This is a genomic window from Pseudomonas sp. XP1, from assembly GCF_053557675.1.
Window position 1 is genome coordinate 38,406 of sequence record NZ_JBNRIJ010000027.1, and the last position, 22,660, is coordinate 61,065.

Annotated in this window: 22 protein-coding genes; 14 read left to right on the forward strand and 8 right to left on the reverse strand. The window is 63.9% G+C overall.

What is annotated here, in order from left to right; all coding sequences use genetic code 11:
- The first annotated feature begins 64 nt into the window (after window positions 1-64).
- The gene (locus ACK1U9_RS19905; RefSeq protein ID WP_108481817.1) at window positions 65-529 is read left to right on the forward strand and encodes a CopD family protein; all 465 of its coding nucleotides are present in this window, start codon (window positions 65-67) and stop codon (window positions 527-529) included.
- 118 nt (window positions 530-647) lie between these two features.
- Here the strand turns inward: ACK1U9_RS19905 and ACK1U9_RS19910 are convergent, their stop codons facing one another.
- The 4 genes from ACK1U9_RS19910 to ACK1U9_RS19925 all read right to left on the reverse strand — a co-directional run bounded on the left by ACK1U9_RS19910 (window position 648) and on the right by ACK1U9_RS19925 (window position 3,275).
- Entirely contained in the window at window positions 648-1,406 is a 759-nt protein-coding gene (locus ACK1U9_RS19910; RefSeq protein WP_153671562.1) for a collagen-like protein, read from the reverse strand.
- Entirely contained in the window at window positions 1,399-1,674 is a 276-nt protein-coding gene (locus ACK1U9_RS19915; RefSeq protein ID WP_025340369.1) for a DUF1145 domain-containing protein, read from the reverse strand. Before ACK1U9_RS19915 ends, ACK1U9_RS19910 begins: the two co-directional genes overlap by 8 nt.
- Window positions 1,675-1,772: 98 nt before the next feature.
- Window positions 1,773-2,492 carry an OmpA family protein gene (locus ACK1U9_RS19920; RefSeq protein ID WP_046614731.1) on the reverse strand — a complete coding sequence of 240 codons (720 nt, stop codon included), beginning with the start codon at window positions 2,490-2,492 and terminating at the stop codon, window positions 1,773-1,775.
- Window positions 2,493-2,582: 90 nt separating this feature from the next.
- Window positions 2,583-3,275, reverse strand: coding sequence for an OmpA family protein (locus tag ACK1U9_RS19925; protein ID WP_003258902.1), 693 nt, complete (start codon window positions 3,273-3,275; stop codon window positions 2,583-2,585).
- A gap of 159 nt (window positions 3,276-3,434) precedes the next feature.
- Between ACK1U9_RS19925 and ACK1U9_RS19930 the strand changes: the two genes are divergently transcribed.
- The 4 genes from ACK1U9_RS19930 to ACK1U9_RS19945 are packed head-to-tail and all read left to right on the forward strand — an operon-like array spanning window position 3,435 to window position 5,101.
- Window positions 3,435-3,929: a DUF6231 family protein gene (locus tag ACK1U9_RS19930; RefSeq protein ID WP_046614732.1), complete on the forward strand. Its 495-nt coding sequence runs from the start codon at window positions 3,435-3,437 to the stop codon at window positions 3,927-3,929.
- A gap of 2 nt (window positions 3,930-3,931) precedes the next feature.
- On the forward strand, window positions 3,932-4,408 hold the full coding sequence (locus ACK1U9_RS19935; RefSeq protein WP_015271542.1) for a YchJ family protein: 477 nt from the start codon (window positions 3,932-3,934) through the stop codon (window positions 4,406-4,408).
- Between the two features lie 2 nt (window positions 4,409-4,410).
- Window positions 4,411-4,896 carry an LEA type 2 family protein gene (locus ACK1U9_RS19940; RefSeq protein WP_108481815.1) on the forward strand — a complete coding sequence of 162 codons (486 nt, stop codon included), beginning with the start codon at window positions 4,411-4,413 and terminating at the stop codon, window positions 4,894-4,896.
- A 7-nt stretch (window positions 4,897-4,903) separates the two neighbouring features.
- A complete protein-coding gene (locus ACK1U9_RS19945) occupies window positions 4,904-5,101 on the forward strand; it encodes an SEC-C metal-binding domain-containing protein (RefSeq protein ID WP_003258907.1) in 198 nt (65 codons plus the stop codon).
- Window positions 5,102-5,155: 54 nt separating this feature from the next.
- Here ACK1U9_RS19945 and ACK1U9_RS19950 read toward each other — a convergent pair whose 3' ends face one another.
- The gene (locus ACK1U9_RS19950) at window positions 5,156-6,352 is read right to left on the reverse strand and encodes an MFS transporter (protein WP_196182533.1); all 1,197 of its coding nucleotides are present in this window, start codon (window positions 6,350-6,352) and stop codon (window positions 5,156-5,158) included.
- A 155-nt stretch (window positions 6,353-6,507) separates the two neighbouring features.
- Between ACK1U9_RS19950 and ACK1U9_RS19955 the strand changes: the two genes are divergently transcribed.
- The 7 genes from ACK1U9_RS19955 to pdeM all read left to right on the forward strand — a co-directional run bounded on the left by ACK1U9_RS19955 (window position 6,508) and on the right by pdeM (window position 17,675).
- The gene (locus tag ACK1U9_RS19955) at window positions 6,508-7,848 is read left to right on the forward strand and encodes an aminotransferase-like domain-containing protein (protein WP_196182534.1); all 1,341 of its coding nucleotides are present in this window, start codon (window positions 6,508-6,510) and stop codon (window positions 7,846-7,848) included.
- 159 nt (window positions 7,849-8,007) lie between these two features.
- Window positions 8,008-10,449: a penicillin acylase family protein gene (locus ACK1U9_RS19960; protein WP_449110130.1), complete on the forward strand. Its 2,442-nt coding sequence runs from the start codon at window positions 8,008-8,010 to the stop codon at window positions 10,447-10,449.
- Window positions 10,450-10,555: 106 nt separating this feature from the next.
- A complete protein-coding gene (locus ACK1U9_RS19965; RefSeq protein WP_108481811.1) occupies window positions 10,556-11,572 on the forward strand; it encodes a ligase-associated DNA damage response exonuclease in 1,017 nt (338 codons plus the stop codon).
- On the forward strand, window positions 11,569-13,227 hold the full coding sequence (locus ACK1U9_RS19970; RefSeq protein WP_085601551.1) for an ATP-dependent DNA ligase: 1,659 nt from the start codon (window positions 11,569-11,571) through the stop codon (window positions 13,225-13,227). Before ACK1U9_RS19965 ends, ACK1U9_RS19970 begins: the two co-directional genes overlap by 4 nt.
- A gap of 161 nt (window positions 13,228-13,388) precedes the next feature.
- Window positions 13,389-14,504, forward strand: coding sequence for a succinylglutamate desuccinylase/aspartoacylase family protein (locus tag ACK1U9_RS19975; RefSeq protein WP_135001630.1), 1,116 nt, complete (start codon window positions 13,389-13,391; stop codon window positions 14,502-14,504).
- A 67-nt stretch (window positions 14,505-14,571) separates the two neighbouring features.
- A complete protein-coding gene (locus ACK1U9_RS19980; protein WP_085601553.1) occupies window positions 14,572-17,025 on the forward strand; it encodes a ligase-associated DNA damage response DEXH box helicase in 2,454 nt (817 codons plus the stop codon).
- Window positions 17,022-17,675: a ligase-associated DNA damage response endonuclease PdeM gene (gene pdeM, locus ACK1U9_RS19985; RefSeq protein ID WP_449110131.1), complete on the forward strand. Its 654-nt coding sequence runs from the start codon at window positions 17,022-17,024 to the stop codon at window positions 17,673-17,675. Before ACK1U9_RS19980 ends, pdeM begins: the two co-directional genes overlap by 4 nt.
- A 10-nt stretch (window positions 17,676-17,685) precedes the next feature.
- On the opposite strand, the gene ACK1U9_RS19990 is transcribed toward pdeM, so the two are convergent.
- Entirely contained in the window at window positions 17,686-17,913 is a 228-nt protein-coding gene (locus tag ACK1U9_RS19990) for a hypothetical protein (protein WP_449110132.1), read from the reverse strand.
- A gap of 93 nt (window positions 17,914-18,006) precedes the next feature.
- Window positions 18,007-18,573 carry a dCTP deaminase gene (gene dcd, locus ACK1U9_RS19995; RefSeq protein ID WP_046614743.1) on the reverse strand — a complete coding sequence of 189 codons (567 nt, stop codon included), beginning with the start codon at window positions 18,571-18,573 and terminating at the stop codon, window positions 18,007-18,009.
- Between the two features lie 328 nt (window positions 18,574-18,901).
- Between dcd and ACK1U9_RS20000 the strand changes: the two genes are divergently transcribed.
- Window positions 18,902-19,111: a cold-shock protein gene (locus ACK1U9_RS20000; RefSeq protein WP_003254922.1), complete on the forward strand. Its 210-nt coding sequence runs from the start codon at window positions 18,902-18,904 to the stop codon at window positions 19,109-19,111.
- A gap of 168 nt (window positions 19,112-19,279) precedes the next feature.
- On the opposite strand, the gene apbC is transcribed toward ACK1U9_RS20000, so the two are convergent.
- Window positions 19,280-20,374 (reverse strand): iron-sulfur cluster carrier protein ApbC, encoded by a 1,095-nt coding sequence (apbC, locus tag ACK1U9_RS20005; RefSeq protein ID WP_016713757.1) that lies wholly within the window; start codon window positions 20,372-20,374, stop codon window positions 19,280-19,282.
- Between the two features lie 158 nt (window positions 20,375-20,532).
- Between apbC and metG the strand changes: the two genes are divergently transcribed.
- Entirely contained in the window at window positions 20,533-22,572 is a 2,040-nt protein-coding gene (gene metG / locus ACK1U9_RS20010; protein ID WP_108481807.1) for a methionine--tRNA ligase, read from the forward strand.
- The last annotated feature ends 88 nt before the right edge of the window (window positions 22,573-22,660 follow it).

Sequence of the window (22,660 nt, forward strand, 5' to 3'; positions counted from 1 at the left end):
CAGTGTTTCGCATGGGGCGGCTATCATACCCCGCTATTGCCCTTTATGCCGCATGGAGATCCAGATGCTTGCCTTTGCCTTGCCCTACACACTGCATGTCATTGCCGCCCTGGTGTGGGTCGGCGGCATGTTCTTCGCCTGGCTGGTGCTGCGCCCGGCAACGGTTGCAGCCCTTGAGGGGCCTGCCCGGCTGCGCTTGTGGGTAGAAGTTTTCCGACGCTTCTTCGGTTGGGTCTGGCTGGCCGTGGCGATTTTGGCGATAAGTGGTATCGGCATGTTGCACATGCGCTTCAGCAGCTTCGAGACTGCACCGAAGTATGTGCAGGTGATGATCGGTGGGGGCATCGCCATGTTTGCCCTGTTCATGCGCATCCAGGCGTTGCTGCTGCCGGAGCTGAGGGCGGCGGTGCAGGCCGAGGACTGGCCGGCGGGTGCGGCAGTGCTGGGGCGGATTCGGCGGATGGTAGGGATCAACCTGCTGCTGGGCCTGGCGGTGGTAGCCGTGGCCAGTTCGCGGCTGATGCTCTGATATCGCTTGCACCTGCCCTATCGCCGGCAAGCCAGCTCCCACAGGTACTGCACATGGCTTGCAGCCGATGCGGTCGCAGTGGAAGCAGGCTTGCCGGCGACAGGGCCAGTACAGGTTTTCACAAGCGCTGCAGGATCAGTTCGCCCGCGGCCCCCGCCAACCCAGGCTGGCCCGGCTGCCCCGGTCGGCCATTTGCGCCGGCGTCTGTGCGGTACACCAGGCACCCCTTGCTAGCCCCGCCCTTGCCGGCCTTGCCTGCAGCCCCGGCCTTGCCCGGTGCGCCGCCGTCCAGGCGCACCACGATGCGCTCCTGCGGGAAGCCCTGCGGCACGCTCAAGCGGATGCGCCCACCCGGCGCACCATCGTGCCCGTTGCCGCCGTCATCGCCATTGGCACCGCGGCTGGCCTGGCCCCAGGTGCAGCCACCGGCCTGGCCGTTAGCGCCATCGAGTCCCACGTACCCTGGCGCACCGGCACCGCCACGGGCATCGATAGCCAGGCGCTCGGCATCCACTTCAGCCAGTTTCAGGTCCAGGCTGCGGCCGGACCGGGCTCCCCGCTGGTAGGTGCCCGCTGCCCCCGGCGCACTGAATTCACTACCCTCACCCAGCCGTGCGCTGCGCGCCTCGATCAGCAACGGGCTATCGGACGGAGCAATGGCGATACGCGCATCGCGCCCCAGTTCCAGCTGGTCGACCTTCAATTCCGCGAGCGTGGCAGGCAGCAGCAGGGTTGCAGCATCGGCGACACGCAACTGTGCCAGGTGCACGCTAGCCGACTTGTCGGGCAGGCGAAGCATGGAATTGGCAGCGACCTCCAGGCTTTCGGCCTGGGCCAGGGGAGCGGCCATCATGGCCAGCAACATCAAATTACGCATTTCGCGGCGCCTCCTGCACACGGGGAATGGACATGACATGGAAGATACCCGTCAACAGGATCTGCAGACGATCGAACCAACGGTGGCTGCGCCCGCGCAGGCTGCCATTGAAGAACAACACTTCGAGCAGGTGCAGGCCGAGCAAGGTGATGCCGGCGGCGTTGATCAGCAGGTTGAAGGGCAAGGGTTGTGGCATCAACTGATTGAACAGCACCACCCCCCAGAAAGCGACAGTCAGGACCTTGCCCAAGCCCAGGATGAACTTCATATCCCGCCCCCATGGATTGTTGTTATGTCGAGCCGGCCCGTTCGAGCGGGCCGTGCGGCCAACATTAACCGCAATGTCAAGACAGGCGCCAGCACCACTCAGTTGAGGTGCAGTTCCACCCGTCGGTTGCGGGCGCGGCCCTCCTCGCTTTCGTTGTCGCTGAGCGGCTCACTCTCACCGCGCCCCTGGCTGGTGACCTTGCCCGCCTCCAGCCCCTGGCTGATCAGGTAAACGGCCACGCTGCTGGCGCGGCGTTCGGAAAGTGCCTGGTTGTAGCTGTCGGAGCCTACGTTATCGGTATGTCCGATCACGCTGACTTTGGCCACCGTCGGTGAATCGAGTTTTGCCACCAGGCCTTGCAGGCGCTGCTGGGCCGCCGGGGTCAGCTCGGCGGAATCGAAGGCGAACATCACCGCGCCGTTGTCATCCAAGATGATCACCTCCGGCGAGGGTTCGGGTTCAGTGGCAGGCGGCGATACGGGGTACACCTTCAACGGGCACCCCATATGGTCGACCGCAGTGTTTGCCGGGGTATCGGGGCAACGATCGCGGCGGTCGAAAATGCCATCGCCATCTTCGTCACCATCCTGGACGTAACAGATCAGCCCCCCGGCAATGGCACCAAGGGCACCGCCACCAGCCGCCCAACTCGAGCTTTCGATGGCGCCCAGGCCACCACCGACCAGGCCGCCGAGCAGGCTGCAGATGGGCCAGGTCTTCTGGTTGAGCGGCGCGCTACCATCGCTTTGGGTGGCGCAGCCCGCGAGCAGGCTGGCAGCCACCAACAGCGGCAGCGCCGCTTTCGACGTCACACTCATGCTGAATGCTCCTGTGTCATTGGCCACGGACGGCTGACTGCCGTTGAAGACACGCCCGTGCCACTGCTCAAGGCACGGGCGCAAGTCGCTCTACCGCTGGATCTTGATCTCGGTACGGCGGTTCATGGCGCGCCCCTCGGCCGTGGCGTTGTCTGCCACCGGCTGGGTTTCACCAGCCCCTACCACCGACACGAAGCTGCTGCGCGGTACTCCGCTCTCGACCAGGTAGTCGGTCACCGAGTGGGCGCGGCGCTCGGACAGTTTCTGGTTGTAGCTGTCGGAGCCGACGCTGTCGGTATGGCCGCTGACGCTCAGGCGGGCGGACGGCGCTTCCTGTTTCAGGCGCGTGGCAATGGTGTTGAGGCGCTCCTTGTCGCTGGCGGTCAGGCGCGCAGAGTCGAACTCGAAGTGCACATCGCGGATGACGATGACTTCTTCCTTCTGCACCACCACTTCCTCGACCACTGCGGCCGGCTCCGGTGGGCAGCCGTTGGCATCGACCTGCACACCGCGCGGGGTACCTGGGCACTTGTCACGGCTGTCCGGCACACCGTCGCCATCCTCGTCGCCATCGCCATGGGCCCAGCAATAGCCTGCCGCCAGGCCACCACCCAGCAACGCGCCCCAACCAGCCCAGCTGGAGCTCTCGATGGCGCCCAGGGCAGCGCCGCTTACACCCCCGACGGCGGCACATTTCGGCCAGTCGGTCTTTTGCAAACCTGCACAACCAGTCAACACACTGGTGAGCAGAACCAGGGGTATCGCTGTGCGTACTATGCTCATTTCATTGCTTCTCCTAGGGGGAATCGGCATAAGGCCGATTTCAGGGAGTAAAGACCGAGCATCTGATCCCTGCCACCAATAAGCCACGACACAGCCACATGCCTCTTTGCCCGCACGCTGCGGCCCGCTAGTCTTGGACGACTTCAACGAGGATTGCCAATGACCGACGGTTTTTCCCAGCGCACCCCGCAGCAGGCCCTGGCGGCCCTGCTCGAGCGCTTCACCCCGCAACGCCTGCTGCTGGTGGGCACGCGTTTCCCGGCGCTGGACGCCTTCGCCCAGGCGCACCCACAGGTAACCATCGCCACAGCCGCCCCAGGCCCGCTGCCGGCCGAACTGGCAGCCCAGCGCTTTGACCTGGCGGTACTGGTGGACTGCCTGGAGCACCTACCCAAACGCACCGGCCTGGAGTTGCTCGGCGGCATTCGCAACCTCAATGCCAGCCGGGTCGCGGTGCTTGCCGACCTGGGCGCCTGTGGCTGGCAAGACACCGATTTCTTTGCCCTGGCCCTGTCGGCCAGCGAGAAATTCCGCCGTGACCAGCAGGTATTGAGCCTGTTCACCTATGATCTACATGACTACAAGCAGGTACCGGACTGGCTGAATGCCAAGTTCTGGGCCAACCCTGAAAACTTCGGCAAGTACTGGTGGTGATGATGAGTGTCTCGGTCTGCCCTTGTGGCAGTGGCAACCTGCTCGACGCCTGCTGCGGGCATTACCATGCTGGCACCCCGGCACCGGATGCCCAGGCGCTGATGCGCTCACGCTACAGTGCCTACGTGCTGGGCCTGGTCGACTATCTGGTGGCCACCACTCTGCCAGCCCAGCAAGCTGGCCTGGATCGCGCTGCCATGGCTGCCTGGAGCGCCCAGAGCACCTGGTTGGGCCTGGAGGTAGAAAGTGCGGAGGTGCTCGGCGGCCAGCCAGAACACGGTTTTGTCACCTTCACTGCACGCTGGCACGACCAGGAGGGTGACCATCAGCACCGCGAGCGCTCGGCATTCGTCCAGCATGCCGGGCGCTGGTACTTCATCGACCCCACGGTCGGGCTCAAGGCCGGGCGTAACGACCCCTGCCCCTGCGCCAGCGGGCAGAAGTTCAAGAAATGCTGCGCCAGTTACGTGGGTAGCTGAACATGGTCGCCCGCACCCGCCCGCTGCTGCTCGCCCCCCTGATGGCATGGCTGGCACTGCTGGCGGGCTGCGCCAGTTGGGGCGGTGACGAGTGGCGCGAACCCGAGGTGCAACTGGTCGAGGTGGAGACAGTCAAGGCCAGGTTGCTGGAGCAGGAGTTCGTGCTGCACCTGCGAGTCGACAACCCCAATGACAGCCGACTGTTCATCCGCAACCTGTCGTATGCCATACGCCTCAACGACCTGTTGCTGGTGCAGGATGAAACCAGCGTGTGGCGCAGTGTCGGCGGGCACGCCCAGCGTACTTTCAAGATCACCGCGCGAACCAACCTGTGGCAGCACCTGAAACCACTGGCCAAGCTGCTGAAAAGCGAACAACCGCTGCACTACAGCCTGCAGGGCGAGCTGGCGACCGGGTTGCTCATCCATCGGGACCTGCACTTGTCGCGCAGTGGTGAGATAATCCCCGGCGACTACAACCCGGAGTAACCCTGCAATGTCCCAGCAACCCCACGTTCATGGCCCTGACTGCAACCACGATCATGATCACCACCACGATCATGGCCATGTACACGGCCCGCACTGCAACCACGGCCACCAGGAGCCGGTACGCAACGCCCTGAAGGACGTTGGCCGTAACGACCCGTGCCCGTGCGGTAGCCAGAAAAAGTTCAAGAAGTGCCACGGCGCCTGACCTGAACAGCACTTGCGCGTCCCAGCCGCGGGCCGCGCAGTGGGTAGCCGGGGCCTAGCTGACCCTGGCAGGCCCTGAAACATTGCGCTGCAGCACCACTGAGGTGGCCATCAGCAGCACGATGCACAGGGCCATGCAAATGGCATTGGTACCATCCCAACCGACCGTGCCCAGCAACAGCGACGGGCTGAATGCGCCAATGGTCGCGAACACCGCGATGGCCAGATCGTTCTTCCCCTGCATCTGCATCGCTGCCGGGCTGTTTTGCAACGTCTGCGCCAACAGCGCCCCACCGCCCACGTAAGTCAGGTTCCAGCCCAGGCCCAGGGCTATCAGTGACAAGGTCATCATCGCGTAGCTGTGCGACCACATGTTCATGGCCGTGCAACCGATCAGCAGGCCCAGGCCGAGACAGATGGTGGCCCTGATACCGAGCTTGTGGATGATGGCGCCAGTGAAGAACGATGGCGCAAACATGGCAATCACATGCCATTGAATCGCCAGGCGAACGTCGGAAAAGTCCTCATGCATGTGTTTCATGTGCATGGATGCCTGGATCATCAGCAAATTCATGATCCCGTAGCCCAGCGCGGCCACTGCCATGGCCACGGCAACCACCGGGCTCAGTGGCTCGGCGGTCGTATCAGCCGGTTTCGCTGCACGGTCTTTACTGGCGGTGCCGGTATCGCCGGGCAGGCAGGCCGCTGTCAGCAACGACATCACCGCCAGGACGACAAAAGCGGCGTAGCAGAGAGAAAACAGCGGATACCCGCGAACATCCCTCAGCCACTCGGTGAACGCCGGCCCGACCACGGCAGCGATTACCCCACCGGCCACTACCAGGGAAAGCGCCTTGGGTTTCAGGTTCTGGGCCAGGTTGTCGGTGGCCGCGAAGCGATTGAAGTTGGCAAACGCAATGTAGATGCCCAATGCCGAATGGCTGATCACCAGCGTCGGGAAGTGCTGGTACTGCACCGCCAGGTAGCCACTGATGCCAGACACCGCCAAAGGGATCGAGCCCAGCATGAAGGCGCGCTTGCGGCCGATACGGCTCATCAGCCTGGAGACCGGATAGGTGGCCAGCATCAGGCAGAGGAACTGGAAACCATAGGGCACGGTGGACCACGTGGCGGCAGGCGCCAGCGCCGCCCCGACAATGGCCGCCATGGTCACGGACATGACCGCAGTCGTCAGGTTGATCGATTGCGCGGTGAAATACAGGTACGTGCGCCGCGGGAGTGTGCTCGACATAGCGTGTGCTCACGGTTGGTGGACGGGTCGATTTCGGAATTGGGAAAGATGCCGACAGGTCCATGGTCGCATCTGCCGCGCCCTGAAATTCGCACAGTCGACTCGTTTTCCGGTTAACTGTTAGGCTGTTTTTTCTAACAGCTGCTGGACCCGCCATGCGCCCGCACAGCCTTCATGACCAGTTGAAACAGCGCCTCGAAGCCGGCGAATGGCTGCCCGGCCAGCGCATGCCCTCCATCCGCAAGCTGACGGCGGCGGTTGGCTGCAGCTACCACGATGTCGTCTCCAGCTATGCCCGGCTGGTCAGCGAAGGTGTGTTGACCGCCATTCCTGGGCGCGGCTACTTCGTCGCCAGCCACTCACGGCAAACCGGCGCATTGGATGCGCCCGCAGGCATGGCCGGCGACCCGCTGTTCAAGCTGCTGCAGGGGGGCCAGCACAACATCAAACTGGGCAGCGGCTGGCTGCCACCCGCCTGGCGTGACACCGAGCTGCTGGCCAAGGCGATTCGCCGCACGGCGCGGTTGGAGCAGAGTTCGCTCGCGGAATATGGCGATATCCAGGGCTACCTGCCCATGCGCAAGCAGTTGTGCGTGCACCTGCAACGCCTGACCCGTGTCGATGCCCGGCCAAGCCAGTTGCTGACTACGCTGGGCGCCACACAAGCGCTGGACCTGGTGGCGCGGTTGTTGATCAAGCCAGGGGATCACGTGTTCGTCGACGAGCCCGGCAACGGCAACCTGATCAAGCTGATCCAATTGGCCGGCGGCCACGTGGTCGGGGTGCGCCGAACCCAGGACGGACCAAACGTGCAAGACATGAAGGAGCACCTGGCCAGGCACAAGGTGAAGGCATTCTTCTGCAACAGCACCTTCCACAACCCGACCGGTGGCAACATCAGCCCGCACAATGCCTTCAGCGTCCTGCGACTGGCGGTGGAACACGACTTCTTCGTGGTCGAGGACGATGTCTACGGCGACTTCAGCCCGGGTGTACGCCAGACCTTTGCCGAACTGGACAACCTTGAGCGGGTCATCTACATCGGCAGCTTCTCGAAATGCCTGTCCGCTTCATTGCGCGTGGGTTACATCGCCTGCTCGGCAGAGCTGATGGAGCCGCTGACGCGCCTGAAGCTGCTGACCTGCGTGGCGGTGCCGGCGTTTTGCGAACGCTTCGTCAACACCATCTTGTCCGACGGCACCTATGCCCGGCACATGCAAGACCTGCAGCAGCGCCTGATCCGGCAGCAGGCACAGACGCAGCAGTTGTTGCGGGCGCGTGGCTGGCAGTTCGACATAACGCCCCAAGGTGGCATGTTCCTGTGGGTCTACCACCCCGAACTGGCCGACCTGCAGCCTTTCATGCGTCGCCTGGAACAGCAACAGGTGCTATTGATGCCAGGCTCGGCCTTCGCTGTCAGCCGCGACTTTCAACGCCATGCACGCATCAATTGCACGCACTTTTCCGACGCCGTGGCCGAACATTTCAAGGTTTGAGTGCATGTCTTGATTCTTGAGGTGGCGCTCGATCTCACAGGCACCACACACCCCACGCCAAGCACAAAAAATAAACCGCCCAGGGACCTTGCATGGCGCCTGCGCGCTCACTACCTTAGCGCCTTTCGAAACCCGCCACGCCTTGCAGGAGCCCTCGTCATGGCCGCCTCCGCCTTCCCTCCATTCCGCCCGCGGTTCGCAACCGCTGCCACGCTGCTCGGCATGCTCGGGCTGGCAGGCTGCCAGACGGGCGGCTATCAGGACAGCGTGCCACCGGCCAGCGGTGTGCAGCCGCTCAAGGGTCTGGCGCAGAACGTGTCGGTTCGGCGCAACGCAATGGGCGCACCATTGATCGAAAGCAGCAGCTTCCATGACGCTCTGTTCAGCTTGGGCTATGTGCATGCCGGCGACCGCATCGAGCAGATGGTCGCCATGCGCCTGCTGGCCCAGGGCCGCCTGGCAGAACTGGCCGGCAGCGACGCGCTGGACATCGACCGCCTGATGCGTGCGGCCAACCTCAAGCAGAGCGCCGCCCAGCAGTATGCTGACGCCTCGCCACGGCTCAAGCGCTTCTTCGAAGTGTATGCGCGCGGCGTCAACGCCTACCTGTTCCGCTACCGCGACAAGCTGCCCGCCGGCCTGGCCAGCAGTGGCTACCACCCCGAATACTGGAAGCCCGAAGACTCGGCGCTGATCTTCAGCCTGTATGCCTTCAGCCAGTCGGTGAACCTTCAGGAAGAACTGAGCGCCCTGACCCTGGCGCAGAAAGCCGGCAGCGACAAGCTGGCCTGGCTGCTGCCTGGTGCCCCGGACGAGCCGTTGGCCGAAGCCGAAGTGGACAAGCTCAAGGGCCTGAACCTGGCCAACCAGTTGCCGGGGCTGCCGGCCCTGGCGGCTGCCAGCCAGAAGCTGGCCGACCTCGACCTTCTGGGCAGCCCGGGCTCGGCCAACCTGGCCCTGGCGCCGCAGCGCAGCCGCAGCGGCAAGAGCCTGCTGGCCAGCGACAGCCGAGCCGCCTGGGCCCTTAGCCCGGTGCAGATCCACACCGGCAAGTACCAGGTCGCCGGCCTGTCGCTGCCTGGTTTGCCGATCGTGCTGGCCGGCTACAACGGCAAGCTGGCCTGGAGCAGCAGCGCGGTCATGGCCGATAACCAGGACCTGTACCTGGAGCAACTGCGCCACCAGGGCAGCCAGCTGAGCTATCTGGCCGACGGCAAATGGCTGCCGGCCCGCGCCCGCAGCGAAACCTTCTTCGTCCGCGGCCAGCGCCCGCTGCGCGAGGTGATGTACGACACCCGTCACGGCACCCTGCTGGCCCAGCCAGGCAATGCCAGCCTGGGCCTGGCGCTGAACCTGCCACAGTTCAAGGGCGACCGCAGCCTGGATGCTTTGTTCGACCTGACCCGCGCCAAGAGCGTGGAACGTGCCTTCGACAGCACCCGTGAGGTGACCGCCGCCGCGCTCAACTTCGTCTTCGCCGAACCCGAACACATCGGCTGGCAAGTCAGTGGCCGCTACCCCAACCGCCGTGAAGGCCAGGGCCTTCTGCCCTCGCCGGGCTGGGACGGGCGCTACGACTGGGACGGCTATGCCGACCCGATGCTGCACCCTTACGACCAGGACCCGCCCGCCGGCTGGATCGGCCACGCCAACCAGCGCAGCCTTCCGCGTGGCTATGGCATGCAGCTGTCCAGCACCTGGTACTACCCCGAACGCGCCGAACGCCTGGCCCAGCTGGCCGGCAATGGCCGCCACGACAGCCGCAGCCTGATGGCCCTGCAGAACGATCACACCACCCTGCTGGCCGACAAGCTCAAGCAGATGTTTGATGCCCCAGGCATGGCCCAGCCGCTCAAGCAGGCGATCGATGCGCTGCCCGCCGCACAGCGCGACAAGGCCAGCGACGCTCTGGCCCGACTCAAGGCCTTTGATGGCCGTCTGAGCCCTGTATCGGCCGATGCCGCGCTGTACGAACTGTTCCTCCAGGAAGTCGCCCGGCAAACCTTCCTCGACGACCTGGGCCCGGAATCCGGCCCGGCATGGCAGGCTTTCGTCAGCAATGCACGGTTGTCGTTCTCGGCACAGGCCGACCACCTGCTGGGCCGCGACGACAGCCCATTCTGGGATGACCGCAGCACCCCGCAGAAAGAAGACAAGCCGGCCATTCTAGCGCGCAGCCTGGCGGGCGCGGTGGATGCTGGCACCGCGCAACTGGGCGCCGACCGCCGCACCTGGCAGTGGGGCAAGCTGCACCAGTACCGCTGGCCTGCACCGGCCTACCATGGCCTGGGCGACGCCCTCGGCCGCTCGCCGCTGGCTGCCGGTGGAGACTTCACCACCCTGGCCTTGACGCCATACGCCTGGGGCAGGGATTTCGACACCCGCCTGCCGGCCTCGGCGCGGATGATCGTCGACTTCGGCCAGGCCGAGCCATTGCAGGTGCTGACCAGCAGCGGGCAGTCCGGCAACCCGGCCAGCAAGCATTACAGCGATGGGCTGGACGCCTGGTTCAAAGGGCGCTTCATGAGCCTGCCACTGCAACAGCAGAACTTCGCGCGGGCATATGGCAACCAGCGTTTGACGTTGGTACCCGGGAAGTAAGCAGTAGCATCTGTGTTGGGGCCAACTTGTGCCCCAACCATTCCCAGTCGAACTTCCCGCCCCTACCATGGTTCCTAACTGGTAACTCCAAGCCAGCACCCATGCCATGGACCTCGTCATCGCCCGCCCCGAAGGCCTGTACTGTCCGCCAGGTGATTTTTACATCGATCCCTGGCGGCCAGTGGAACGTGCCGTCATCACCCACGGCCACGGCGACCATGCCCGCGTCGGCAACCGCCACTACCTCACCGCCGCCCCAGGCGCCGGCATCCTGCGCAGCCGCCTGGGCCAGGACATCGACCTGCAAACCCTGCCTTACGGCGAACGCCTGCTGCACCATGGCGTAACCCTGAGCCTGCACCCAGCCGGGCATGTACTGGGCTCGGCGCAAGTGCGCCTGGAATATCAGGGTGAGGTCTGGGTCGCGTCCGGCGACTACAAGGTGGAACCCGACGGCACCTGCACGCCGTTCGAACCGGTGCGCTGCCACACGTTCATCACTGAATCGACCTTTGGCCTGCCCATCTACCGTTGGCCCAGCCAGGGCGAGATCTTCACCAGCATCAATACCTGGTGGCGCGCCAATAGCGAACAGGGGAAAGCCAGCGTGCTGTTCTGCTACGCCTTCGGCAAGGCCCAGAGAATCCTCCACGGGCTGGACGCCGACATTGGTCCTGTCCTCGTGCATGGCGCTGTCGAACCACTCAACCGGGTGTACCGGGACGCTGGCGTCTACCTTCCGCAAACCCGCTATGTCGGCGATATCCCACGCAACGACCCGCTGCTGCGCCAGGCACTGGTCCTGGCACCGCCTTCGGCGGGTGGCAGCAGCTGGATGCGCCGTTTCGGCGACTACAGCGATGCCTTTGCCAGTGGCTGGATGCTGTTGCGCGGCACCCGTCGCCGGCGCGGGGTAGACCGAGGTTTCGTGCTCTCGGACCATGCCGATTGGCCGGGGTTGCTCTGGGCCATCGGCCAGACTGGCGCAGAACGCGTGATGGTCACCCACGGCTCGGTCAATGTGCTGGTGCGCTACCTCATCGAACAAGGCCTCGATGCCCGCGCCTTCGTGACCGAGTATGGCGAGGAAGATGACGTGGTAGCCGCGGAGCCAGACGCATGAAAGCATTCGCCGAGCTGTACCTGAGGCTGGATGCGACCACCTCCAGCACTGCCAAGCTCACGGCGCTGCGCGACTACTTCAGCACCGCCCCGGCTGGGGATGCCGCCTGGGCGGTGTACTTCCTGGCAGGCGGCCGCCCTCGTCAACTGGTACCTACACGCGTGCTGCGGGAGCTGGCCGGCAGGTTGGCGGGGCTGCCTGACTGGCTGTTCGAGGAATGCTACCAGGCCGTTGGCGACCTGGCCGAAACCATTTCCCTGCTGATGCCGGAAAGCCATCACCCTGGCGACGACGGCCTCGCCCGCTGGGTCGAAGCCCATCTACTGCCATTGCGCGGGTTGCCGGTAGAGGAGATCCAGGAACGCCTGCCGCCTCTTTGGGCCCAACTGGACCGACCCAGCCTGATGCTCTGCCTGAAACTCATCACTGGCAGCTTTCGCGTGGGCGTATCGAAGCTGCTGGTCACTCGTGCCCTCGCACAACTGGCCGGGCTGGATGCCAAACGCGTGGCCCAGCGCCTGGTTGGCTACACCGACATCAGCCACCGCCCGACGCCAGCCAGCTATCAACGGCTGATAGCCCCGGAATCAGACGATGAACATAGCCAGCGTGGCGGCCAGCCCTACCCGTTTTTTCTGGCCCACCCCCTTCAGGTACCAACCGACCAGCTCGATGCACTGCTCGGGCCGCCGAGCGAATGGCAGATCGAATGGAAATGGGACGGCATTCGCGCCCAGGTGGTCAAGCGCGAAGGCCAGCTGTGGGTCTGGTCGCGCGGTGAGGAACTGGTCACCGAACGCTTCCCCGAATTGCACAGCCTGGCACAGACGCTACCCGACGGTGTCGTGCTCGATGGCGAGATCCTGGTATGGAAACCCGGTGGTTCAGCAGATGAACTGGCTGTACAACCCTTTGCCATGTTGCAGCAGCGCCTGGGGCGCAAGACCTTGGGCAAAAAGCTGTTGAGCGACGCACCGGTCGTGCTGCAGGCCTACGACCTGCTGGAATGGCAAGGCGAGGACTGGCGCAGCCGGCCGCAGCATGCACGCCGCCAACAGCTGGAACACGTGCTTGAGCAGCATCCATTGGCCCCGGTGTTGCTCTCGCCTCTGCTCGAAGGCCAGGACTGGGCCGACCTTGCCCGCCAGCGCGAACAATCCCGCAGCCTGGGGGTGGAAGGGCTGATGCTTAAGCAGCGCGAGGCCTTGTATGGCGTGGGGCGCACCAAGGACATGGGCACCTGGTGGAAGTGGAAGATCGACCCGTTCAGCGTCGATGCCGTGCTGATCTATGCCCAGCGCGGTCATGGCCGGCGGGCCAGCTTGTACAGCGACTACACCTTCGCCGTGTGGGACGCGCCAGCCGGTACGCCGGGGCGGGCATTGGTTCCCTTTGCCAAGGCCTATTCAGGGCTCAGTGACGAAGAAATGCGCAAGGTCGACGCCATCATCCGCAAGACCACGGTTGAAACTTTCGGGCCGGTACGCAGCGTGACGCCGACGCTGGTGTTCGAGCTTGGGTTCGAGGGCATCGCCCTGTCCAGGAGGCACAAGAGCGGCATTGCCGTGCGTTTTCCGCGGATGCTGCGCTGGCGGCTGGACAAGCCAGTGGAAGAAGCGGATGACCTGGCCACATTGCAGGCGCTGTTGGCCTGAAAACATTTCTGGACCGTGCTGGCTTCTTCGCGGCTAAACCCGCAAAGAAGCCAGCGCGGTGACCAGGAGGGCACCGATGCAGGCGCAAGGCCAAAAACTGTGCTTCTATCTGTGTGCCGCCCCGTGTCGCAGACCGTTTTCGCCACGCACCCAGGACCACCATGCACCATTCAACTCACGACCTGCTCTCGCCCGTTCCGGGTATCACCCGCCAGTTGCACAGCTTCCACTTCGGACCTCGCGGTGGCGGCAAAGTCTATATCCAGGCCTCGCTGCATGCCGACGAGCTGCCCGGCATGCTGGTGGCCTGGCACCTCAAGCGCCGCCTGGGTGAACTGGAACAGCAAGGCCGCCTGCAACGCGAAATCATCCTGGTACCGGTGGCCAACCCGGTCGGTCTGGAACAAGTGCTGCTGGATGCGCCGCTGGGGCGCTTCGAACTGCAAAGTGGCGAGAACTTCAACCGTAACTTCGTCGACCTTTCGGACAGCATCGGCGACCAGATCGAAGAGCACCTTACCGAAGACCCGGCGCACAACCTTGCGCTGATCCGCGAATACCTGCGCCGCGGGCTGGACGCACACCCGGCGCGCACACCGCTGCAAGCCCAACGCCTGATACTGCAGCGCCTTGCCTGCGATGCCGACATGGTGCTGGACCTGCACTGCGACTTCGAGGCGGTCGAGCACCTGTACACCACGCCAGACGCCTGGCCGCAGATCGAGCCGCTGGCCCGCTACCTGGGTGCCCAGGCCAGCCTGCTGGCTACCGACTCAGGCGGGCAGTCGTTCGATGAGTGCTTCAGCCTGGTCTGGTGGCAGTTGCAGCAACGCTTTGGCAAACGGTTCCCGATTCCGCTGGGCTGCTGCTCGGTCACCGTCGAGCTGCGCGGCCAGGCCGATGTAAGCCACGACCTGGCCAGCAAGGACTGTCAGGCGATCCTCGACTTCCTGACCCATGCGGGGGTCATCGAAGGAGCCGCAGCCGCCCTGCCCGCCTTGCGCTGCCCGGCCACGCCGCTGGCCGCCGTCGAACCGGTGATAACGCCACTGGGCGGGCTGCTGGTGTACCACGCCCGGCCAGGCCAGCACCTGGAGGCGGGCCAGCTGATCGCTGAAGTAATCGACCCGCTCAGCGACCGAGTCACTGCCATCCGCAACAGCCAGCCCGGCCTGCTTTATGCACGAAACGTACGGCGCATGGCTACCGCAGGCATGGTCATCGCCCATGTCGCAGGCGAGCAGGTGTGCCGCAGCGGCTACCTGCTTGCCAACTGATCCGGTAAAACCATTGCACCAGCCTGGTTGTCTGTAGCAACACAGCCATCGAAGGACCCTATGCCCCATGCCCGCCGCCACCGACCTCGCCAAGGCCTGGTTCGCCAAGCGTGGCTGGAAGCCTTTCGCTTTCCAGCGCCGTGTCTGGGCTGCCGTGGAACGAGGCGAATCCGGCTTGCTGCATGCCAGTACCGGTGCCGGCAAGACCTACGCGATATGGCTCGCCGCGCTGCGGGCCTTCAAGGCCCAAGCCCAGGGACGTCATGCTGCCCCCTTGCAGGTGGTGTGGGTCACCCCCATGCGAGCCTTGGCCGCCGACACCGCCCGCGCGCTGCAGCTGCCGCTGGACGACCTGGGCCTGCCCTGGAACGTGGGCGTTCGCAGCAGCGACACCGGCAGTGCCGAACGTGCCCGGCAAGCACGGCGCCTGCCCAGCGTACTGGTCACTACCCCTGAAAGCCTTACGCTGCTGTTGACCCGGGCACAAGCCCGCGACGACTTCGCCACGCTGCGCCTGGTAGTGGTGGACGAATGGCACGAACTGCTGGGCAACAAGCGTGGGGTACAACTGCAACTGGCTCTGGCCCACCTGCGCCATTGGCACCCGACCCTGCCGACCTGGGGCCTGTCTGCCACCCTCGGCAATCTTCAACATGCGCTGGACGTATTGCTGCCACAAGGCGGCTTGCTGGTACAAGGCCGACAAGACAAGCCGCTACAGGTCGATACCCTGCTGCCAACGGCCATCGAGCGCTTCCCCTGGGCTGGGCACATGGGCTTGAAGATGCTCGACCAGGTCAGTCGGGAAATCGACGCCAGCAGCAGTTGCCTGGTATTCACCAACACTCGTGCGCAGGCCGAACTCTGGTACCAGGCCCTGCTCGAAGTACGCCCCGACTGGGCCGGACTGATTGCCTTGCACCATGCCTCGCTGGCCCGCGATACCCGTGACTGGGTGGAGCGCAGCCTCAAGCAAGGCAGGCTGAAGGCAGTGGTCTGCACCTCCAGCCTGGACCTGGGAGTAGACTTCCTGCCCGTGGAGCGAGTACTGCAGATCGGTTCTGCCAAGGGCATTGCCCGCCTCGTGCAACGGGCCGGGCGCTCCGGCCATGCGCCGGGGCGGCGCTCCCGGGTTACTCTGGTGCCCACCCACAGCCTGGAACTGGTGGAAGCAGCCGCCGCCAGGCAGGCCCTGGCAGCCGGGCACATCGAGGCCCGTCATTCGCCGCGCTTGTGCATGGACGTGCTGGTGCAACACCTGGTCAGCATGGCCTTGGGCAGTGGCTTTCATCCGGAGCAGTTACTGGACGAAGTGCGTAGCACCTGGGCCTTTCGCCAGTTGCGCGACAGCCAGTGGCAATGGGCGCTGGACTTCGTCTGTCATGGCGGCAGTTCTCTGAGCGCCTACCCGGACTACCAGCGCGTCGAGCGCCAGGCCGACGGCGCTTACCGGGTTGCCAGCGAACGTCTGGCACGCCGCCATCGCATGAGTATCGGTACCATCGTCAGCGACGCCAGCCTGCAGCTCAAGTACTGGAGCAAGGGTGGTGGGGGCAAGGCGCTGGGCAGCGTTGAAGAGGCATTTATTGCCCGTTTGCGCCCTGGCGATACCTTGGTGTTCGCCGGGCGAGTGCTGGAGCTGGTGCGCGTGGAAAACATGACCGCTTACGTACGCCGCAGCACCGCGCGCAAGGCGGCGGTTGCACGCTGGAATGGTGGCCGCATGCCGCTCTCCAGCGAACTGGCCAACGCACTGGTCGAGCAGTTCGGCGCAGCATCTCAGGGGTGTTTCCAAGGCCCGGAGATGCGCGCAGTGCGCCCCTTGCTTGCCTTGCAGGCGCAGTGGTCGGCGCTGCCCACTCCCACCACGCTGCTGGCCGAAACCTTCAAGTCGCGCCAGGGTTGGCACCTGTTCCTGTATCCGTTCGCCGGGCGTATGGCAAACCTTGGCCTGGCCAACCTGATTGCCTGGCGAGTGAGCCGCGTGCAGCCGCTTTCGGTTTCGATTGCCGTCAATGACTACGGGTTCGAACTGCTCAGCCCTGGCAACGTGGACTGGGCAACGCACCTGCCGCAGGCACTCGGTACCGAACACCTGCTGGACGATGTGCTGGCCAGCCTCAATGCAGGAGAAATGGCATTGCGCCGCTTTCGCGAGATCGCGCAAATTGCCGGGCTGGTGTTTGGCGGGTATCCGGCGGCGCAGAAAAGCCTGAGGCAGATCCAGGCCTCCAGCGGGTTGTTCTACGAGGTATTTCGCAAGCACGACGCTGGCAACCTGCTACTGACCCAGGCACGGGACGAAGTGTTGAACGAGGAACTGGAGATCGAGCGGCTGCACCGGCAATTGCTGAAAATGGGGCAGTTGCGGCTGGAGCTGCGACAGCTTGAGCGGCCTGGGCCATTGGCCTTTGCCTTGCTGGTGGAAGGCATGCGCGAGACATTGAGCACCGAGAAGCTGGCGGACCGGATTGCCAGGATGGTCGCTGAGCTGAACAGTGTGGCGGACGCTACGGTATGACCAACTTTCTATCCATCGAACACCATGGCCAAGTGCTCTGGCTGCTTTCGGACAAGGCGATCTACTGGCCAGCCCGCCGTGCCCTGCTGGTGGCCGACGTGCACATCGGCAAGGCAGCGAGTTATCGTGCCCTGCACCAACCGGTACCACGCGGCACCACCGACGCGACACTCGACCGCCTGGATGCATTGCTGGCCGCACATGATTGCGAGCAACTGATCATTCTTGGCGATTTCCTGCATGCACGAGCAGCGCGTGCGCCGGCAACGCTCGCCAAGCTGCAGACGTGGCGAGAACGGCACAAGGCCCTGAAAATTGTGCTGATACGCGGCAATCATGATAGGAACGCCGGTGATCCACCCGTGTCGCTCGAAATAGAAGTCTTGAGCGAACCCTGGCTGCTGGAACCCTTCGCGCTACAGCACGAACCCGATCCACACCCGAGCCACCCGGTACTGGCAGGGCATGTACATCCGGTATTCGTACTGCGTGGCAAGGCTCGGCAACGCCTGCGGCTACCTTGCTTCCTGATCGACGGCCAAGTCAGCCTGCTGCCGGCGTTCGGTGAATTCACCGGGGGTTGGGAAATCGCGCCCACGAGCACCAGCCGGTTGTATCTCGCCGGAGCAAACCGTGTCTGGGCACTCTAGCCCAGGTCATTCAGGCTACAGGCGCCGGAGGAGGCTCATCAGGCAAGGTTGGCTCGCCCGGTTCCATGGGTGGTGTTTCACCGGGCTCCGGCGGTTGCGGGGTATCCGGGTCAGGCTGGTGGGGCACGCCGCCCGTCTGCATGGGCAGCGGGTGTGCCAGCAGTGACCATGGCAGCAACCCGACGTGGTTGGGCTGCAGAACTGCCAGCTTGGCACTGATTGCGGGGTGGAGTTTCATTGGCTGCTCCTGACAAGGCCGCTGCGCATCATGCGCACCGGCGTTATCCAGTTGGAGTGCCAAAGGCGCGGGGAATTCCCCGCGCTCGTCGGCTCAGGTACGCGGCAGGGTGACGCCGCGTTGGCCCTGGTACTTGCCGCCACGGTCCTTGTACGACACGTCGCATTCTTCGTCGGACTGCAGGAACAGCATCTGGGCCACACCTTCGTTGGCGTAGATCTTCGCCGGCAGCGTGGTGGTATTCGAAAACTCCAGCGTCACATGGCCTTCCCACTCGGGCTCGAGCGGGGTGACGTTGACGATGATGCCGCAACGGGCGTAGGTGCTCTTGCCCAGGCAGATGGTCAGCACGTCGCGCGGAATGCGGAAATACTCGACGGTGCGCGCCAGGGCGAAGGAGTTCGGCGGGATGATGCATACGTCGCTCTTGATGTCGACGAAGCTGCCGGCATCGAAGTTCTTCGGGTCGACGGTGGCCGAATTGATGTTGGTAAACACCTTGAATTCGTCGGCGCAGCGCACGTCATAGCCGTAGCTGGAAACGCCGAAGGAGATCACCCGGCTGTCCTGTTCGCCGCGCACCTGGCGCTCGACGAACGGTTCGATCATGCCGTGTTCCTGCGCCATGCGGCGAATCCACTTGTCCGATTTGATGCTCATGGCGGAGTGTCCTGAAGAGTTGCGAAGTGAAAATTCGAGACGCGCATCTTACCGGTCCCGGCGCCCAGGTTAAAGTTCCATGCCTCACCCCGCGCCGGGCGGGGGCTGCAGCCGCCGTCGATCCGAATTTGCGTAAAGCGCCTTCTGACCATTGGCAGGTTGCGGAAAGTGGGGTAAGGTGGCGCCACTGTGCTGCACGTGACACCGAGAATCTCTAGTTTGATGCACGATCCTGATCGGCCCATCGCTGAATTTTCTGCTCTCTTTGCGCTCAGTCCCGGCCAGGGTTTTTCCTGACCGTTATCAAATTGTCCAAGGAGACAGAAAAATGTCCAACCGTCAATCCGGTGTTGTTAAGTGGTTCAACGATGAAAAAGGCTACGGCTTCATCACCCCTCAGTCGGGCGACGACCTGTTCGTGCACTTCAAAGCCATCCAAGCTGACGGCTTCAAAACCCTGAAAGAAGGCCAGGCTGTTACTTTCGTCGCTACCCGCGGCCAGAAAGGCATGCAGGCTGAAGAAGTTCAGATCGCCTAAGTCGATCGAAGCTTCCTAGCTTTCAAAAAAACCCGCCTTCCGGCGGGTTTTTTTATGCCTGGCCGAAAGACCGAGTCGCTTGCTTCGCGGGTAAACCCGCTCCCACAGGGACAGCGCGGTGCTTGAAGGCTGCGCTGTCCCCGCGAAGCAGGCGACTCGGTCTGCCAGTCAATCTTCGCTGATGGTAATGCTCGGCATCGCCGGCGCCGCAGCTTCCTGTAGCACGATCCGTGCGCCCACCTGGCGGGCCAGTTCCTGATAGACCATGGCAATCTGGCTTTCCGGCTCGGCGATAGCCGTCGGCTTGCCGCTATCGGCCTGCTCGCGAATCAGCATCGACAAAGGCAACGACGCCAGCAGGTCGACGCCGTACTGGCTCGCCAGCTTCTCGCCACCGCCTTCGCCGAACAGGTGCTCGGCATGGCCGCAGTTCGAGCAAATGTGCACGGCCATGTTCTCCACCACGCCCAGCACCGGGATGTTGACCTTGCGGAACATTTCCACGCCCTTCTTGGCATCCAGCAGGGCCAGGTCCTGCGGGGTGGTGACGATCACCGAACCGGCCACCGGCACCTTCTGTGCCAGGGTAAGCTGGATGTCACCGGTGCCCGGCGGCATGTCGATCACCAGGTAATCCAGGTCGTCCCAGGCGGTCTGGGTCACCAGCTGCAGCAGCGCGCCGGAAACCATCGGGCCACGCCATACCATCGGCGTGTTGTCGTCGGTAAGAAACGCCATGGACATGACTTCCACGCCATGGGCCTTGATCGGCACGAACCACTTCTGCTCGCGAATCTGTGGGCGGGTGCCTTCGGCGATGCCGAACATCACGCCTTGGCTGGGGCCATAGATATCGGCATCGAGAATACCCACCCGCGCACCCTCGCGGGCCAGCGCCAAGGCCAGGTTGGCCGCGGTGGTCGACTTGCCCACACCGCCCTTGCCCGAGGCCACTGCGATGATGTTCTTGACGTTGGCCATGGCCGGCACCTGAGCCTGGGCCTTGTGCGCGGCCACCACGCAGTCGATCGACACCTGGGCACTGCTGACACCCTCGAGGTTGCCGATGGCGGTCTGCAGCACCTGGGCCCAGCCGTTCTTGAACAGCCCTGCGGCATAACCCAGCTGCAACTGCACGCTGACCTGCCCGCCCTGGATATCGATGGCGCGCACGCAGCCGGCGCTGACCGGGTCCTGGTTCAGATAGGGGTCGGTGTACTGGCGAAGCACGCCCTCGACGGCGGCACGGGTGACGGCACTCATGGAGACTCCCAATGGCAAACTGAATGTAAAACAGACGCCTATCCTAACCCGTCAATCGTCAGCAGATGCGCATGCGGGGTGAAATATCTTCGCCAGCCCTTTATAGTGGCCGATCAACCTCATTTTTACCCCGTCGCCAGATAAGTAGCCAAGCCACCATGTCCGAGCCACGTCAGATTCTCGTCACCAGCGCCTTGCCCTATGCCAACGGTTCGATCCACCTGGGCCATATGCTCGAGTACATCCAGACAGACATGTGGGTCCGCTTCCAGAAGCTGCGCGGCAACCAGTGCATCTACGTCTGCGCCGACGACGCCCACGGTTCGGCCATCATGCTGCGCGCCGAGAAGGAAGGCATCACCCCGGAGCAACTGATCGCCAACGTCCAGGCCGAACACAGCAGCGACTTTGCCGACTTCCTCGTGGACTTCGACAACTTCCACTCCACCCACAGCGAAGAGAACCGCGAGCTCTCGGGCCTGATCTACGCACGCCTGCGTGACGCCGGGCACATCGCCACCCGTTCGGTGACCCAGTACTTCGACCCGGAAAAGGGCATGTTCCTCGCCGACCGCTTCATCAAGGGCACCTGCCCCAAGTGCGCGGCCGAAGACCAGTACGGCGACAACTGCGAGAAATGCGGCGCCACCTACGCGCCCACCGAGCTGAAGAACCCCAAGTCGGCCATTTCTGGTGCCACTCCGGTACTGCGCGATTCCCAGCACTTCTTCTTCAAGCTGCCGGACTTCCAGGCCATGCTGCAGCAGTGGACCCGCAGCGGCACGCTGCAGGACGCTGTAGCCAACAAACTGGCCGAATGGTTGGACTCGGGCCTGCAGGAATGGGACATCTCTCGCGACGCGCCGTATTTCGGCTTCGAGATCCCGGGCGAGCCAGGCAAGTACTTCTATGTGTGGCTGGATGCACCGATCGGCTACATGGCCAGCTTCAAGAACCTCTGTGCACGCCGCCCGGAGCTGGATTTCGACGCGTTCTGGAACGAGGGCTCCAAGGCCGAGCTGTACCATTTCATCGGCAAGGACATCGTCAACTTCCACGCCCTGTTCTGGCCAGCCATGCTCGAAGGTGCAGGCTTCCGCAAGCCAAGCGCGGTCAACGTGCACGGCTATCTGACGGTGAACGGCGCCAAGATGTCCAAGTCGCGCGGTACCTTCATCAAGGCCCGCACCTACCTCGACCACCTGCAGCCGGAATACCTGCGCTACTACTACGCCGCCAAGCTGGGCCGTGGCGTCGATGACCTGGACCTGAACCTGGAAGACTTCGTGCAGAAGGTCAACTCCGACCTGGTCGGCAAGGTGGTAAACATCGCCAGCCGCTGCGCCGGTTTCATCCACAAGGGCAACGAAGGCGTGATGGTGGCTGGCGATGCCGCACCGGAGCTGACCGAAGCCTTCCTGGCGGCAGCTCCGTCGATCGCCGACGCTTACGAAGGCCGCGATTTCGGCCGTGCCATGCGCGAAATCATGGCGCTGGCCGACCGCGCCAACGCCTGGATCGCCGACAAGGCCCCATGGTCGCTGGCCAAACAGGAAGGCAAACAGGATGAAGTGCAGGCCATCTGCGCCCAAGGCATCAACCTGTTCCGCCAACTGGTGATCTTCCTCAAGCCGGTGCTGCCGGTGCTGGCCGCCGACGCAGAGGCCTTCCTCAACGTGGCACCGCTGACCTGGAACGACCACCTGTCACGCCTGGAAAACCACCAGCTGAACCCGTTCAAGGCGCTGATGAGCCGCATCGAACCGGCCAAGGTCGAAGCCATGGTCGCCGCCAGCAAGGAAGACCTGCTGGCCTCCGAAGCCAAGGCCCCAGCCGGCAACGGCGAGCTGGCCAAGGACCCGCTGTCGGCGGAAATCGAGTTCGACACCTTTGCTGCCGTCGACCTGCGCGTGGCGCTGATCGTCAAGGCCGAGGCCGTACCGGGTGCCGACAAGCTGCTGCAACTGACCTTGGACATTGGTGATGAGCGCCGCAACGTGTTCTCCGGCATCAAGTCGGCCTACCCCGACCCGTCCCAGCTGGAAGGTCGCCTGACCATGATGGTGGCCAACCTCAAGCCACGCAAGATGCGCTTTGGCGTGTCCGAAGGCATGGTCATGGCGGCCGGGCCTGGCGGCGAAGAGATCTACCTGCTTAGCCCGGACAGCGGTGCCAAGCCGGGCCAGCGCATCAAGTAACAAAACTGCTTGAACTTGTGGGAGCGGGCCTGCCCGCTCCCACAATGATTCCGGCACCTTGACGCCAACCCGGACAATCGCCCCGATT